Source organism: Pseudomonas graminis, assembly GCF_900111735.1.
Lineage (GTDB): Bacteria > Pseudomonadota > Gammaproteobacteria > Pseudomonadales > Pseudomonadaceae > Aquipseudomonas > Aquipseudomonas graminis.
Genome location: NZ_FOHW01000010.1, coordinates 144,183 through 159,891, shown reverse-complemented (window position 1 = coordinate 159,891; position 15,709 = coordinate 144,183). Strand labels below are relative to the sequence as shown.

At 62.3% G+C, this 15,709-nt stretch carries 16 protein-coding genes; 2 read left to right on the top strand and 14 right to left on the bottom strand.

The genetic code is table 11. The features are described from left to right. Positions 1-543: 543 nt before the first annotated feature. From BMY98_RS10380 to BMY98_RS10325, 12 genes are all read right to left on the bottom strand, one after another. Entirely contained in the window at positions 544-2,139 is a 1,596-nt protein-coding gene (locus tag BMY98_RS10380; protein ID WP_074888300.1) for a gamma-glutamyltransferase family protein, read from the bottom strand. Between the two features lie 69 nt (positions 2,140-2,208). Further along, the gene (locus BMY98_RS10375; protein WP_243842309.1) at positions 2,209-3,117 is read right to left on the bottom strand and encodes an ABC transporter permease; all 909 of its coding nucleotides are present in this window, start codon (positions 3,115-3,117) and stop codon (positions 2,209-2,211) included. Then, complete coding sequence (locus BMY98_RS10370) at positions 3,117-4,061, bottom strand: ABC transporter permease (protein ID WP_037011865.1); 945 nt, start codon at positions 4,059-4,061, stop codon at positions 3,117-3,119. The genes BMY98_RS10375 and BMY98_RS10370 overlap by 1 nt, the downstream gene beginning before the upstream one ends. A gap of 43 nt (positions 4,062-4,104) precedes the next feature. After that, a complete protein-coding gene (locus BMY98_RS10365; RefSeq protein WP_074888297.1) occupies positions 4,105-5,604 on the bottom strand; it encodes an ABC transporter substrate-binding protein in 1,500 nt (499 codons plus the stop codon). Next, positions 5,601-6,734, bottom strand: a complete 1,134-nt coding sequence (locus BMY98_RS10360) for an ABC transporter ATP-binding protein (RefSeq protein WP_074888294.1) — start codon at positions 6,732-6,734, stop codon at positions 5,601-5,603. The genes BMY98_RS10365 and BMY98_RS10360 overlap by 4 nt, the downstream gene beginning before the upstream one ends. Further along, a complete protein-coding gene (locus BMY98_RS10355; RefSeq protein ID WP_074888291.1) occupies positions 6,731-7,735 on the bottom strand; it encodes an ABC transporter ATP-binding protein in 1,005 nt (334 codons plus the stop codon). The genes BMY98_RS10360 and BMY98_RS10355 overlap by 4 nt, the downstream gene beginning before the upstream one ends. Next, complete coding sequence (locus BMY98_RS10350; protein ID WP_074888288.1) at positions 7,732-8,469, bottom strand: FadR/GntR family transcriptional regulator; 738 nt, start codon at positions 8,467-8,469, stop codon at positions 7,732-7,734. The genes BMY98_RS10355 and BMY98_RS10350 overlap by 4 nt, the downstream gene beginning before the upstream one ends. Positions 8,470-8,799: 330 nt before the next feature. After that, positions 8,800-9,603 (bottom strand): 2,5-didehydrogluconate reductase DkgB, encoded by an 804-nt coding sequence (gene dkgB / locus BMY98_RS10345; protein ID WP_074888285.1) that lies wholly within the window; start codon positions 9,601-9,603, stop codon positions 8,800-8,802. 394 nt (positions 9,604-9,997) lie between these two features. Continuing rightward, on the bottom strand, positions 9,998-10,558 hold the full coding sequence (locus BMY98_RS10340) for a DUF1003 domain-containing protein (RefSeq protein WP_074888282.1): 561 nt from the start codon (positions 10,556-10,558) through the stop codon (positions 9,998-10,000). A gap of 102 nt (positions 10,559-10,660) precedes the next feature. After that, the gene (locus BMY98_RS10335) at positions 10,661-10,867 is read right to left on the bottom strand and encodes a hypothetical protein (protein ID WP_065993044.1); all 207 of its coding nucleotides are present in this window, start codon (positions 10,865-10,867) and stop codon (positions 10,661-10,663) included. Between the two features lie 123 nt (positions 10,868-10,990). Beyond that, positions 10,991-11,473: a GreA/GreB family elongation factor gene (locus BMY98_RS10330; protein WP_074888331.1), complete on the bottom strand. Its 483-nt coding sequence runs from the start codon at positions 11,471-11,473 to the stop codon at positions 10,991-10,993. 28 nt (positions 11,474-11,501) lie between these two features. Beyond that, on the bottom strand, positions 11,502-11,897 hold the full coding sequence (locus BMY98_RS10325; RefSeq protein WP_074888279.1) for a hypothetical protein: 396 nt from the start codon (positions 11,895-11,897) through the stop codon (positions 11,502-11,504). A gap of 123 nt (positions 11,898-12,020) precedes the next feature. Here BMY98_RS10325 and earP point away from each other — a divergent pair, with 123 nt between their 5' ends. Both earP and BMY98_RS10315 read left to right on the top strand, forming a co-directional pair. Further along, entirely contained in the window at positions 12,021-13,166 is a 1,146-nt protein-coding gene (earP, locus tag BMY98_RS10320; RefSeq protein ID WP_074888276.1) for an elongation factor P maturation arginine rhamnosyltransferase EarP, read from the top strand. Between the two features lie 87 nt (positions 13,167-13,253). After that, positions 13,254-13,823 (top strand): elongation factor P, encoded by a 570-nt coding sequence (locus tag BMY98_RS10315; protein WP_065993048.1) that lies wholly within the window; start codon positions 13,254-13,256, stop codon positions 13,821-13,823. Positions 13,824-14,115: 292 nt separating this feature from the next. On the opposite strand, the gene BMY98_RS10310 is transcribed toward BMY98_RS10315, so the two are convergent. Beyond that, entirely contained in the window at positions 14,116-15,135 is a 1,020-nt protein-coding gene (locus BMY98_RS10310) for an alpha/beta hydrolase (protein ID WP_083398761.1), read from the bottom strand. 51 nt (positions 15,136-15,186) lie between these two features. Beyond that, positions 15,187-15,606, bottom strand: coding sequence for an organic hydroperoxide resistance protein (locus BMY98_RS10305; protein ID WP_074888271.1), 420 nt, complete (start codon positions 15,604-15,606; stop codon positions 15,187-15,189). Positions 15,607-15,709 lie beyond the last annotated feature (103 nt).

The window sequence follows — 15,709 nt, the reverse complement described above, 5'->3', positions numbered from 1 at the left end:
GCGCAAATCAACTGTAGGAGCGCGCTTGCCCGCGAAGGCGGCGTGTCAGTCGACAGTCATGTCACAGACCCGCCGCTTTCGCGACCGTCGTAACCTCCGATTGCTCCTACAGGGGGACTTGCGTTCGACGCGGATTTGGATGCGGGTACGTAAAACCGGTTCGCCGCGGATTTGGAGTTGGGTACATAAAACCGTTCGCCGCGGATTTGGAGGCGGGTACGTAAAACCGGTTCGCCGCGGATTCGGAGGCGGGTACAAAAATTGTAGGAGTGAGCTTGCTCGCGAAGCGGTGTGTCAGTCACTTTTCTGTGAGCTGACAGGGCGCATTCGCCAGCAAGCCGGCTCAAATGTAAGCGCCAGCACCGTAAGGTCTTGGCAGGACCTGCCTCTGACCTGGCAGGCAAGGCACACCCCGGTTCCGTAGGAGCCGGCTTGCTGGCGAACCGGTTGTGTCAGCCGACCTATGCGTGGCTGACACACCGCGATCGCGGGCAAGGTGGGGCGCCACTCCGATCGCTCCTACCGTTTCAAGTGTCGGCTCACTCAATACGCTGCAACTAACCCGTCTTTCCTCGGATCGGTCCCGCCCACATAGCCATGGGCCGTGCGTTGGATGATCTGCGCGCCGCCGAAGGCAAACACGCCGCTGGGGTCTTCAACTTCCACGTCGTGGCCTTTGGCGCGCAGCGCTTCGATCACCTGCGGATCAAACGAGCGCTCCACCGCGACCTTCAGCCCGGACTCGATGCGCCAGCGCGGGGCGTCGGCGGCGGCCTGAGGGTTCTGCTTGTAGCGCAGAATGCGCAGCATCATCTGCAAATGCCCCTGAGCCTGCATCGGCCCGCCCATCAGGCCGAACGACATCAACGGCGTGCCGTCGGCGTTCATCACAAAGCCCGGAATGATGGTGTGAAACGGCCGCTTGCCCGGCGCAACGGTATTGACGTGATCAGGGTCCAGGGTAAAACCCGCGCCGCGATTCTGCAGGCTGATGCCCGTGCCCGGCACGACCACGCCCGAACCAAACCCCATGTAGTTCGACTGGATAAACGAGACCATCATCCCACTCTCGTCCGCCGCCGACAGGTACACCGTGCCGCCGGCCTTGGGCGCGCCGTGCAGAGGGTCTTCCGCCCGTTCGCCCACCAGCGCCGCGCGGTCGCGCAAGTACGCCGGGTCGAGCATGTGTTCAGCGGCCACGCGCATGTGGTCGTTGTCGGTGACGTGCTGATTGAGGTCGGCCAGCGCCAGCTTCATGGCTTCCAGCACTGGGTGCACGGTCTCGACGCTGTCTACCGGCTGCTCGCCCACGCCCAGCGCTTCGAGGATGCCCAAGCCAGCCAGCGTGGCGATGCCCTGACCATTCGGCGGCAGCTCGTGGACCACGGCGCCGGCGTACGGCACCGACAAGGTATCGATCCAGTCCACCCGATGGTTCGCCAGATCCTCAAGGCTCATGACGCTGCCATTGGCGTTGGCGTGCGTGATCATCGCCTGAGCCAGTTCCCCGCGATAAAACGCCTCGCCCTTGCTTTCAGCAATCAGCTCCAGGGTTTTCGCGTGATCCTTGAGCATGACCTTCTCGCCGGCCTTCGGCGCTTTGCCGCCTTGCAGGAAGCACTCGGCAAAGCCCGGCTGATCCTTCAACAGCCCGGCGCCGCGCCGCCACAGTTCGGCAATGATCGGCGTCACCTGATAACCGTCCCGGGCGTAGCCAATAGCGGGCGCGGCGAGGGTGGCGAAGGGCAGCTTGCCGTAGCGCTCGGACAACGCGACCCAGGCCGATACCGCGCCCGGCACGGTCACCGAGGCCCAGCCGCGCTGGGGCATTTCCTGCTGGCCGGCGAAGTGCTCCGGCGTCCAGGCTTTCGGCGAGCGGCCCGAGGCATTCAGGCCTTGCAGCGTCTTGCCGTCCCAGACGATGGCAAAGGCGTCGCTGCCAATGCCGCAGCCGGTGGGTTCGACCACGGTCAGCACCATGGCGGCAGCGATGGCGGCATCAACGGCGTTGCCGCCCTGACGCAGCATGTCCAGCCCGGCCTGAGCGGCCAGCGGTTGCGAGCAGGCGACCATGTTGTTGCCCATCACCGGCGAGCGGGCGGACGGGTAAGGTTGGCTGTAATCCAGATCATCGAACATGCAGTCGTTCTCTTCTTGGCAGTTGATCGGTTGTAGACGCGGGGACTCGGCGTGTAAGCGCGAGCGCCGTCAGCTTTTCGGATCGAGGGCATCACGCAGCCCGTCGCCCAGCAGGTTGAAACACAGCACGGTGATGTAGATCGCCACGCCCGGGGCGATGGACATCCACGGCGCCTGTTCCATGAAGTTCTTCGCGGTGTTGAGCATCGAGCCCCAGGACGGCGAGGGCGGTTGCTGGCCCAGGCCGAGGAACGACAGGCTCGCTTCCGCCAGAATCGCCGAAGCGATGGTCAGCGTCGCTTGCACCACCAGCGGCGAGAGCACGTTCGGCAGCACGTAGCGCAGGATGATCCAGCGGTCCGGCAGGCCAATGGCGCGGGCGCCTTCCAGGTAATCTTCGTGACGGATCGCCAGTACCTGACCGCGGGTCAGGCGCGAGAAAATCGGCATCGCCGACAGCCCGATGGCAATCATCGCGTTGCTCAGGCTCGGGCCGAGGAACGCGCCCAAGGCAATGGCCAGCACCAGAAACGGACACGACAGCAGCGCTTCCATGATGCGCGAAATCACTGCGTCGAGCTTGCCGCCGAAGTAACCGGCTAGCAGGCCCAGCGGCACGCCGATGACCATGGCAATCGCCACCGAAACGCCGCCCGCCAGCAACGAGCTGCGCGCGCCCCAGAGCAGGCGGGAAAACAGATCGCGGCCCAGCTCGTCGGTGCCCAGCCAGTAGATCAGCGAAGGCGCTTTGCGCACGGCGAGGAAGTTGGCTTTCAGCGGATCATGGGGCGCAATCCATGGCGCCAGCAGCGCGGCCAGAATGAAGATGATCAGCACCACCGCGCCGACCACCGCGCCCTTGTTGGCGAGGAATTTCTTCACGAACGGCGAGCGGGTGCGCGGCCGAAGGGGTTCTCTCAACGGCGCCTGGGACGGCGCGTTCAGCGGCGCTGAAGGATGGGTCGCAATCGAAGTCATCAGGCAGTCCTCAGACGCGGATTGATCAGGCGATAGAGCACGTCGGCCAGCAGATTCAGCAGCAGGAAGCCGATCGCGACGCACAGCACCACGCCCTGCACCACGGCGTAATCGCGGTTGAACACGGCATCGACAATCATCTTGCCGAAGCCGGGAATGCTGAAAACCTGCTCGGTCAGCACCGCACCGCCGAGCAGTTCGCCGAACAGCAACGTGGTCAGCGTGACGATGGGCATCAGCGCATTGCGCAGGGCGTGCTTCAAGATCACCGTGCGCGGGAACAGCCCCTTGGCCCGTGCCGTGCGCACGTAATCGGCGCGCAGCACTTCGAGCATCGCGCTGCGGGTGTGACGCATCAGCACCCCCGACAGCCCGGCGCCCAGCACGAAGGCCGGCAGGATCAGGGTTTTCAGGTTCTGCCCGACGTCTTCACCCAGCGGCACGAAGCCCGAAGCCGGGAGCCACTGCAGCTTCACGGCGAAGATCATGATCAACAGAATCCCCAGCCAGAAGTGCGGAATCGAGATCCCCGACAGGGCGAACACGTTGGCTGCGTAATCCACCGACGTGCCCTTGCGCACCGCCGAAATCACGCCGGTGGGAATGCCGATCACCAGCGCGATGATCAGCGCCAGCACCGCCAGTTCGATGGTCACCGGCAGCTTCGACGCCAGCAGCACGGTCACTGGTTGCTCGGTGCGCAGCGAGGTGCCGAAGTCACCCTGCAGGACATTGCCGACCCAGTGCACGTATTGCAGCGGCAGCGGGTCATTGAGCCGGTATTTCTCCCGCAGGTATTCCATTACCGCCGGGTCGCGCTCTTCACCCGCCATGGCCTGGACCGGATCACCGGGCAGCAGCTTTTGCAGGGTGAAGACGAACAGCGAAACCAGGATCAGCGTCGGAATGGCACTGAGCAGGCGTCGCAGGATGAAAGTCAGCATGACGAATCCTCGCGGCCGAAGCGGTTGCCCACGGGCGCCGCTGTCATTTAAAAGCGACGTTGTTCAGGCGAATCAAACCATCGGGATTGGGCACGAAACCGGTGAGGTTGCTGCGCATGGCGATGATTCGCGGATCGAAATACAGGTAGCTGGTCGGCACGTCTTCGGCGAGCAGGCGCAGGGCCTCGAAGTAGAGGGCCTGACGCTGGGCCTGATCGTTCACGGTGCGTGCCTTGTTCAGCAGCTCGTCGAGTTTCGGGTCACAGAAATGCCCGTCGTTCTGGCCACCCTTGCAGGTCACGAACTGGTGGATGTCGCCATCCGGATCAGGGCGGCCCGACCAAGCGCTCATGCCGATCTGGAAGTTGCCGGTCTGTTGCTCGCTGAGCAGCGTGGCGTATTCGGTGGCAATCAGATTGACCTTGAAGCCGGCTTCTTCCGCCATGGCCTGAATGATCTGACCGACCTGCTGGGCGATGGGGTTGTTGGCGACTTTCAGCTCGACGCTGAGGGGCGTCTTCACCCCGGCTTCCGCGAGCAGTTTTTTGCTGGCTTCGACGTCTCGGGTTGGCACCGGCAGGTCCTTGTCGTAATACGGACTGTTTTTCGGGAACGGCTGGGCGCTCGGTGCGTAAAGGCCTTCGAACACCACCTGATTGATCGCGTCACGGTCGATGGCCAGCTCGAAGGCCTTGCGCACGCGCTTGTCCTTGCCCATCGGGTTGTTGGCCTTGTCGCCGTTGTTGGTGTTGTACATCAGCTGCATGTAGCCCAGGCCCGGCGTGCTGAACACTTGGATGTGGCTGTCGGCCTTGGCGGTCTTCACGTCCGTCGGCGCAACGCGTTCGATGATGTCCAGATCGCCGGAGCGCAGGTTGGCCAGACGCACCGAGGTGTCCGGAATCGGCAGGAAAATCACCTTGTCGAAGTGGTACGCCTGCTTGTTCCAGTAGTTGTCGAAACGCTCCAGCACGATGCGGTCCTGCTGCACCCGCTGAACGAATTTGTACGGCCCGGAACAGACCGGCTTGGAGGCCACGTCGGTGGCCGAAGCCTTGGGTGCGAGCATCATTCCGGCGCGGTCTGACAGTTGCGAGATCAGCGTCGCGTCGGGCTGCTTGACCTTGATCGCCACGGTCTTCGCGTCGATTACCTCAACGCTTTCCACCGACGCCAGTTCGCTCTTGCGCAGGGAGTCGGGCAGGGTGCGGGCGCGGTCGAGGTTGAACTTCACGGCGGCGGCGTCGAACACCTCGCCGTCGTGGAAGGTCACGCCGTCGCGCAGGGTCATGGTCAGCGTCTTGCCGTCCTCGCTCCAGTTCCAGGCGGTGGCCAGTTGCGGCGCGTAGGTCAGGTCCGGGTTGACGTCCACCAGTTTGTCGCACAGTGCGGTGTAGACCAGGCGCCCCGAATAGGTACGCGAGCGATGCGGGTCGAGCATGTCGGGGTCATCCTGGATGCCGATGCGCAGGGTGGTTTCGGCGACAGCCGCATTCGCAGCGAGCAGCAACAACGTGGTTGTCATCAGGTGGGCGAACTTCATGGCTGACTCTCCAGAGAAAGGGCTTGATGGCTTTTGAACAGGTTCAGGCGTTGGCTGTAGGCGGCGCTGGGGGTGGGCACGATCAGCGAACCGGCGCCGGCGTTGGCGATTTCGCGCCAGTAATGGCAGGCCACCTGACGCCCCGGCTCGACGGTTTCGAAGAGCGGCTTCACTTCGCGGCACAGCGGCTTGGCGTGGGGGCAACGGGTGTGAAAGCGGCAACCCGACGGCGGCTTGCTCGGGCTCGGCATGTCACCTCCGAGCAGCGGGCGCGGGCGGCGCAGGTCCGGGTGGCTGACCGGCACGGCGGCCATCAGCGCTTGGGTATAAGGATGAAAGGGCGTTTCGAACAGCGCGTTGACTGGCGCCAGTTCGACGATCTCGCCGAGGTACATCACCGCCACGCGGTCGCTCATGTGGCGGATCACCGCGAGGCCGTGGGCAACGATCAGCAGGGTCAGGCCGAACTGGTGCTTGAGGTCTTCCAGCAGATTGACCACTTGGGCCTGCACTGAAACATCCAGCGCCGACACCGGCTCGTCGCCGAGGATCAGCCGTGGTTCCGAAGCCAGCGCCCGGGCGATACCGATGCGCTGACGCTGACCGCCGGAAAATTCGTGGGGGAAGCGGCTGCCGTGCTCCGGCGCCAGGCCCACCGTGCGCAACAGCTCGGCGACCTTGTCCTGACGTGCGCTGCGGCTGTCGTCGCGGTGCAGCCAGATAGGTTCGCCGATGATCGACTCCACGCTCATGCGCGGGTTCAGCGAGGCGAAAGGGTCCTGGAAAATGATCTGCAGATCCCGGCGTACCTGACGCAGCTTGTCGGCGGGCAGATTGCCCAGGTTGCGGCCTTCGTAAATGACATCGCCCGCCGTCGGCTTGAGCAGGTTCAGCAGCACCCGGCCCAGGGTCGATTTGCCCGAGCCGGATTCACCCACCAGCGCCAGGGTTTCGCCCCGGCGCACGGCCAGGGACACCTCATTGACCGCCTGCACGGGCGGCTTCTTGCGCTGGAACAATCCGGCTTCGCTGTGGAAGTGTTTGCTCACCGCAATGCTTTCCAGAATCGGCTTTTCCAGCGCCGATTCAGCCATCCCGGCATTCACGATGTGTTGGCCTGACAGGCTCATGCGCTGACTCCCAGATGCTGTTCAAGTGGCACGCGAATGCAGGCGGCGAAATGCCCGGCGGAGACTTCCAGCAACGGCGGACGGGCTTCCCGGCAGGCGGCGATGACGAACGGGCAACGGCTGGCAAAGCGGCAACCGCTGGGCATTTCAGCCGGCGTCGGCACGCGTCCATTAATCGTTGCCAAACGGCCCTCGCGAGGACCGACCGAGGGCATCGAACCCATCAGGCCGATGGTGTAGGGGTGCTGCGGATCATCGAACAATGTCTTCACCGAACCGCTTTCGACGACGCGGCCGGCGTACATCACGATGACCTCGTCGGCCACTTCGGCGACCACGCCGAGGTCGTGGGTGATGAGCATCATCGACGTGCCGGTTTCGGCCTGGAGGCTGGCGACCAGCGAAAGAATCTGCGCCTGAATGGTCACGTCCAGGGCGGTGGTGGGTTCGTCGGCGATGATCAGCGCAGGGTCGTTGGCCAGCGCCATGGCGATCATCGCGCGCTGACGCATGCCGCCAGACAACTCGTGGGGGTAGGCGTCGAGGCGCTGAAGGGCATCGGGCACGCGGACCTTTTCAAGCATCTCCAGCGCACGCTGGCGGGCGGCGCTGGCCGACAGACCCTGATGGCGAATCACGCTTTCGGCAATCTGATCGCCAATGGTGAACACCGGGTTCAGCGAGGTCATGGGCTCCTGAAAGATCATCGCCATGCGGTTGCCGCGTACGTCCAGCAGTCGCTCGTCGGACATCCCCAACAACGGCTCGCCCAGCAGATTCGAGGCGCTGGCCTGGACGGTGGCGGTGTCGGGCAGCAGGCCCATCAAGGCCATGGACGTCACGCTTTTGCCGCAGCCGGACTCGCCGACGATGGCCAGGGTCTTGCCCGGCTGAATGGCGAACGACACACCGTCGACGACATTGGCCGGCGCATCCTTGAAGCGCACGGTGAGGTCGCTGACGCTCAATACCGATGGGGTGTTCGCGGGTGAAGCACTCATACGCTGGCCTCGAGGTCTTGCTGGATGACGTGATCGAGCGCCTGTTGCAGCGCACGCAGATGACCGCGCATGGCGGTGGCGGCTTTGGCCGGGTCGCGACTTTCGATGGCGCCGACGATGTCGTGGTGATCGTGGCTGTAAGTGCTCAGGCGGTCGGTGTTGCGGGCGCGTTGACGCAGGTCGCGCCACGCCGGATCAAGACGGATGGCGTCGAGCATTTCGAAGATGTCCAGCATCAGTCGGTTGCCCGCCGCTTCGGCGATGCCGCGGTGCAGCGCGCTGTCCCACAGCTCGATGCCTTCGGCGTCGGGTTCGCTGGCGTGTTGCTGATGGGTGGTGCGTTCAGCGAGCCGGCGCAGGATCGCCATTTGTTCACCGCTGGCGCGCAGGGCGGCCAGTGACGCGAGTGCCGGTTCCAGATAGATGCGCGCTTCCATGACCTCGCTGAAATTGGTCCGGCTCGACAGCTTGGCAAAGCTCATGGCCGCGCTCGGCGGGGTAGGGCCGACGAAAGTGCCTTTGCCCTGACGGCGCCAGATGTGTCCCTCGGCTTCGAGCACTGCCAGCGCGCGGCGAATGGCCCGGCGACTGACGCCGAAATCCACCGCCAGGTCGCGCTCGGTGGGCAACGGTCGCTGCGGAAAGGCCGCCTGCTGCGCGACCATCTGGCGCAGCGCATCGAGGGCCATCTTTGACGAAGTGTCGTGGGTTGCGTCGGTGTCGATGCTGTCCATCTGCGTCTCTCGTCACGGGGGTGAACCGAAGGCCAGGGGCTGCATGAAGCAGGGCCTGGCTGCAGAGGAGGAGTGCAATAGCGATGCCAATGAAAATTGGTTCACCTGGGTGCGGCGATGACCGGGCAGGCGTGCAGGCGTGATCCCGCGCCTTCGGGCCAATCGGCAAAGGTTCGGAAGTCTGGTTCGCGAGGCGAGGCGGAATTGGTTCAGGCGCGAAGCGAACCAATTTCAGGAATGGGCCAGGCAGGGCGCCTGTTTATGGTTCGGGTGCGTTATTAGAGGGCGCTGGTTGGGGTGATTCTGGCCGAAGCCAGAATCAGGGCTGCATCAATCCCACTGAGGCGCAAGGCTGGCCGGGCTGGTCAGGCGATGACCGCGGTCCAGCTGGGCAATCTGCGCCATGTCATCCTCGGTCAGCGTGAGGTCGACGGCTTTCAGGTTGCTTTCCAGGTTCGCGCGCTTGGTCGACGACGGAATCACCGCGTAGCCCAACTGCATGGCCCACGCCAGGGTCACTTGGGCGGGGGTTGCGTTGTGGCGCTGGGCGATCTGTTCGATCACCGGGTCTTTCAGCACTCCGCCGTAGGCCAGGGTCATGTAGGACGTGATTTTGATCCCGTGCTGTTGAGCGAAAGCGGCCACGGTACGGTTTTGCAGGTAGGGGTGCAGTTCGATCTGGTTGGTGGCGATGTTCTCGGCACCGACCGCAGCGATGGCTTCACCCATCAGCGCCACGGTGAAGTTGGAAATGCCGATCTCGCGGGTCAGGCCTTGCTGCTTGGCTTCCAGCAGTGCGCCCATGAATTCGGCGACAGACACCTGGCCTTTAGGCGATGGCCAGTGGATCAGCGTCAGGTCGACGTGATCGGTTTTCAGCTTGGCCAGGCTTTCCTTCAGGCTCGGGATCAGCTTGTCGGCGGCGAAGTTGTCGGTCCAGATCTTGGTGGTGATGTACAGCTCGTCACGGGGCACGCCGCTCTGTTCGATGGCCTGACCGACCTCGGCTTCGTTGCCGTAGATCTGCGCGGTGTCGATCACGCGATAGCCCAGCTCCAGGCCATTGCTGACCGAATCGATAACGACCTGATCTTTCAGGCGGAAGGTGCCGAGGCCAAATGCGGGAACAGTCATGGGAAAACTCCAGAGTTCAAGGGGGAAGAAGATGGACGAATCAGATGCCCAGTATCCCGCGCCGGCTGGCAGGGAAAAACCACAGCGCGGGCACGGGACTTTTGACGGGGGATCATGAATGCCATGGAGTTTGGGGCAGCGTGTGAGTGTGATCGTTCAACGGGATGTGATTTGCGTAGAAGCTGTCCTTAGCCAGCGCGCTGCATTGTCATGCGGAAAACGGAGGAACTGTAGGAGTGAGCTTGCTCGCGAAAACGGTATTTCAGCCAAAGAAGATTTAGCGGATGCACTGGCCTCTTCGCGAGCAAGCTCACTCCTACAAGGTCCCTTGCCAGACTAAGATTTTGCCCGTGCCGCAGATCCGCTGTGGGTGCAGGGCAGATCCCGAAAACCTTCAAACATGCCCATCGCGCTTGACGAAATGCTTGTGCATGTCCGCCGTCAGCCCTTCGACGCGTTCGGTCAGCACTTTGGTCATTTCGGTGAGCCGGGTATTTTGCTCCAGCAGTTCCAGCATCTGCGCCGTGTACCGCGCTGCTATGGCCATGCGCTCTTCGTTGGCGGTCGCTAGTGCCTCTCTGTGTTCTGCGTCGGCATCGGCGCTGGCTTTGTCGCGGGCAGCCTGTCGCGTCTGGGCTAGGAGAATCAGCGGCGCGGCATACGCCGATTGCAGGCTGAACGCCAGATTGAGCAGGATGAACGGGTAGAGATCGAACGACACCAACCCGCTCACGTTGGCGCTCACCCACAGTACGACCAGCAACATCTGTGCGCCGAGAAAGGTAGGCGTACCGAAGAAGCGCGCAAACGCCTCGGCCTTGAGGGCGAAAGCGTCGTTGCCAAAGGTCGGCGCCAGGTGCGCGTGGCGTTTGTGGAAGCGCAGATGATCCGCCGGCGCAGCGGCAGCGGAGGTGCCCGGTTCGGCGGGCGACGGGGCAGGCGTGGCAGTGGGCATGAGGCTTTCCTGAAGACAGAAATACCTGCCCACTATAGGCCCACGCCCTCTGGCGTAGTACTGAACATCTGCTGAACCGTCGCGTGTCCCGGACGAGCCGCGTCAGTCCACGGGCTCGGGGTACAGCGGCTTGGAACGCTGCATGATGCTGGCGTAGTCGTAAACGTACTGGCGGCCGGCGTGACTGGTCATGCGCAGGCGGTCGATCAGTTGTCGCTCTTTCTTGTTCAGGTATCTCAACCCGTGGTGGTCACTGGACTTGAGGCGATCACGTTCATGGGCGTCAGGGAAAGTGATGACGTTCGTCATGAAATATCTCCTTGGTTAAATCCGTGTCCCCGGCTCCATGTTCCGGGGTTCACCCTTTGTGGTGCGACTGTGCACCTTACCCACAAAAAGTCGGACGCTACAACCCTGCAAATGATCAGTGGATCACAGGATTTGCGTGATCTCGAACGATTGACGGCTGCCGTTCACCACCACCTCGACCTCATCGCCATCGAGCTTGCCAAGCAGGCTCTGACCCAGTGGCGAGCGTGCGGTGATCACCGTAATCACCTGCTCGTCGACCGTGATTTTCAGCCCCGCCGCGTCAGGCCCGAGAAACAACCGCTGTTGCGCACCGTTATCCGCCTGGAGGGCGATGAGATCGCCGGTCTGAATGCCGCGCTGCTCATCGAAAGGCTTGAGCACGAGGTGGCGGCAGAGGTTCAGCGACTGGCGGATTTCTTCCACGCGCCGCGCCTGACCCGCCGCCAGATAGGACGCCTCCAGCCCGAGGGTGTCGTATTTGTTCTCGGCGATGTTCTCTTCGTGGGTCGCGGTTTCGTACGCCGTTTGCGCGGCTCGCACGGCCACATCGAGATCGACCTGCAGCTTCTCGACGATGCACTGCAGGACGGTTTGCTTGTTCACGGGCATGGAGTGGCTCGACAAAGGGGATTCAACCGCAGAACTGATAAACGCTCGCACGGCTTTTCTCGCTGGGGGCGGTCTGGTTCTGCTGCATCCAGAACTGACATTTCGGCCCGTTGAAGCTGCGTTGCCGCTCCGCCTGTTCGGCCTCCTGGCTCTGCCGCACTTCGCTGTCGCGCAGGATCTGCCGGTATTGATCGAACATCGGGTTATCACTGTCCGGCTTTGGTTTGACCGCAGGCGGGGCGGTCATCTGCGCGGCCGCATTGTTCAGTGCCTGGGTCTGCTCGGCGGGGAGCAATTTATAGATCAGCCACAGGCTCAGCAGGACAGCGAGAAACCCCAGCCAGATGCCGACGGCAATCGACAGGATCAGCTTGAGCGGGCGCAGCGTGACGGACAGTTCGCGGTGGTTGACGTACATGACAGACTCCAGGCTTGTATGCATGTGGCCAGCGGTGGCGGCGATTGTCGCACGACCGGGGCTGGTGATTCTGCGCCGCAATGAAGGACAATCGGTTTTTTTGAACATCCTCAGGGAGCCCGGATGAAAGCCTCTTGGGATATTTTCTGCAGCGTTGTCGATAATTTCGGCGACGTCGGCGTGACCTTTCGCCTGGCCCGACAACTGGTCGCGGAACACGATCTACAGGTTCGCCTCTGGATCGATGACCTGAACGCCTTCGCCCGACTGTGCCCGGGTGCCGATTCGCTGGCCGATCAACAAGTCCAGGACGGTGTCACCGTCTGTCGCTGGCCAGAGACATGGCCCAAGACGTGGCAGCCGGCCGAGCTGCCGGACGTCGTGGTGGAAGCCTTCGCCTGTCGCCTGCCGCCGGACTACATCGAGGCCATGCTCGGGCGGGAGAAGCGGCCGCTGTGGTTCAACCTCGAATACCTCAGCGCCGAGGACTGGGTGTCGGGTTGCCACGGCCTGCCGTCGATCCAGTCTACGGGGCTGCGCAAGTATTTCTTCTTCCCCGGATTCACCGCAAAGACCGGCGGGTTGTTGCGTGAAGCGGGCCTGATCGAAAAGCGCCAGGCCTTTCAGGCGAATCCTGCCGCACGCCAATCCGTCCTCCAGCGCCTGAACATCGTGCCCCACGCCGACGCGCGGCTGATGTCGCTGTTCGCCTACGAACACGCCGGGCTCGGCAGCTGGCTGGACTGCCTGGCCCAGGCTGATCGCCAGACCCATTTGCTGGTCCCGGAAGGCCGCATTCTGGGTGACGTTCAGCGTTGGTTGGGCGTGGATGAATTGAAAGCGGGCGCTGTGTGTGCCTGCGATGCCCTGACGATTCAGGTGCTCCCGTTCGTGCGTCAGGAAGACTACGACCAGTTGTTGTGGTGCTGTGATTTCAACGTCGTGCGCGGGGAGGATTCATTCGTCCGCGCGCAATGGGCGGGGCGGCCGCTGATCTGGCACATCTACGAGCAGGATGACGACGCCCACTGGGCCAAGCTCGATGCGTTTCTGGAGTTGTACCGGGTGGGGCTGTCGGAGGCGGCGCAGCAGGCGCTGGCCGAGGTCTGGCACAGCTGGAATGGCGGAAAAGACATGACCCAGGGCTGGAATGCGCTGGAGCAGCACACCGATGAACTGGCCGCCCATGCCGAGCGCTGGTGTCTGGAACAGGCCTTGCAGGAGGATCTGACGACTGCGCTGGTAAGCTTTTACCAAAGTTGGATATGATACGCGGCCTTGTATTAAGCCCTGTACGAAAAGTGGCTTTTCGTACAGGGCTTAGAAAGAACTTTCATCCAAATTCGGATACTCGTAATGAAAACTGGTAAAGAGCTTAAACCCGGTACCGTGATCAAGCTGGAAAACGATCCTTGGCTGGTTCAGAAAGCTGAATTCACCAAGTCGGGCCGTAACAGCGCGATCATGAAGACCAAGCTGAAGAACCTGTTGACCGGCTACAAGACTGAAATCGTCTACAGCGCCGACGACAAGCTGGACGACGTGATCCTGGACCGTAAAGAAGCCACGCTGTCTTTCATCAGCGGTGACACTTACACGTTCATGGACACCACTGACTACACCATGTACGAGCTGAACGCTGAAGACATCGAAGCCGTTCTGCCATTCGTTGAAGAAGGCATGACCGACGTCTGCGAAGCGATCTTCTTCGAAGAGCGCCTGGTGTCCGTAGAGCTGCCGACCACCATCGTGCGCACCGTCGACTACACCGAAGGTTCGGCTCGTGGCGATACATCGGGCAAGGTCATGAAGCCGGCCAAACTGGCCAACGGCACCGAGCTGCAGGTTGCTGACTTCATCGAAATCGGTGACAAGATCGAAATCGACACCCGCGAAGGCGGTTCCTACAAAGGCCGTGCCAAATAAGCACTGCTCTTGTAATGCCGGTGATGTAATGCCGGACACGAAAAAGCCCGACCATTGAGTCGGGCTTTTTTGTGGCTGCTGTCTCGTCAGCGTTTCCAGACAGTACTGACGCGACGCGGTTCTCTGTAGGAGCGCGCTTGCCCGCGAAGGGTCTCCCGGCCTCTGCATGAGAAACTGACAGGCCTCGATTTTGTGGGAGCCGGCTTGCTGGCGAATGCGTCAGACGGTCCAATACGGTTGCGACTGACCTATCGCTTTCGCCAGCAAGCCGGCGCCTACGGTTCGTCCCGCCTTATTTCAAATGAACCTTCAGCTCTTGGGAAGCCTGGAGCAGCGCCGAGCGCACTTCCGGTACCTGGCTGACAACGTTCAACAGCCCGTAATCGTGAATCATGCCGTTGTAACGAACCGCCGTGACCGGCACACCGGCCTGGTCCAGCTTGCGAGCGTAGGCTTCACCTTCGTCGCGCAGCACGTCTGCACCCGCCGTCTGCACCAGGGCAGGCGGCAGACCTTTCAACTGATCGGTCGTGGCCCGCAGCGGTGAGGCGTAGATCTCGGCGCGCTGTTTCGGATCGGTGGTGTAGTTGTCCCAAAACCACTTCATCATGTTGCGGGTGAGGAAGTGACCCTCGGCAAACTGCTCATAGGAACCTGTATCGAAGTTGGCGTCAGTCACCGGCCACAACAGCACCTGGTAACGGATGGCCGGCGTGCCTTTGTCTTTGGCCATCAGGCTGACGACCGCCGCCATGTTGCCGCCGACGCTGTTGCCCGCCACCGCCAGACGTTTGCCGTCGACGTTGATTTCCTTGCCATGCTCGGCGACCCATTTGGTTGCCGCATAGGCCTGGTTGATCGCCGTCGGGTAGTGCGCTTCAGGTGAAGGCGTGTAGTTGACGAACACCGCCACGGCCCCCGAACCTTCTACCAGATCCCGCACCAGACGTTCGTGGGTCGGGTAATCACCGAGCACCCAGCCGCCGCCGTGGAAGTACACGAACACGGGCAAGGAGCCTTTGACGCCCGCCGGACGAACGATCGTCAGGCTGATGTTCTGGCCGTCGACCGAAATGGTCTTCTGGCTGACATCGGCCTTGGGCAGGGTCAGCTTGACCCCGGCCTGGGCACCGGTCAGGACAGCGCGGGCATCTTTGGGCGAAAGCTGTTCGATCGGCTTGCCGCTTCCCGAATTCAGCGCGTCCAGAAACGCCTGCGTGTTGTGCTCGACGCCCGTGTCGGTCGCCGCGTAAGCGTTGCCGATCGACAGTGCGAGGAGCGAGCCAGCCACAATCTTGCCAAACGTGTTCATGTGCTTTTCCCGTTCAAACGAGGGTTGAGGACGAGGCCTTGTGACGAGCTTTTATACGGTCACGTGCAGACGAACATCGACGTTACCGCGTGTAGCGTTGGAGTAAGGGCAGACCTGGTGGGCTGCATCGACCAGCGCCTGGGCTTCGGCTTGTTCAAGACCCGGCAGGCTGATGTGCAGGTCGATGTCCAGACCGAAACCGCCAGGGATCTGGCCGATGCCGACGTGGGCCGTGATCGACGCATCAGCCGGGATGGTTTTCTTGCTCTGGCCGGCAACGAATTTCAGTGCGCCGATGAAGCAGGCCGAGTAGCCGGCAGCGAACAGTTGCTCAGGGTTAGTGGCGTCGCCGCCAGCGCCGCCCAGTTCTTTCGGGGTGGCCAGTTTTACGTCGAGGATTTTGTTGTCGGAAACAGCGCGGCCATCACGGCCACCGGTTGCGGTTGCGACTGCAGTGTAGAGAGCTTGCATGGTGATTCCTCACGTGTTGATGGGTTGAATAGGGATGACTGAATCAGTATCTGCTTGGCGCTAAAGTTTTGTGCGCTAAGCAAGTGAGAGGGAATTTACTGCG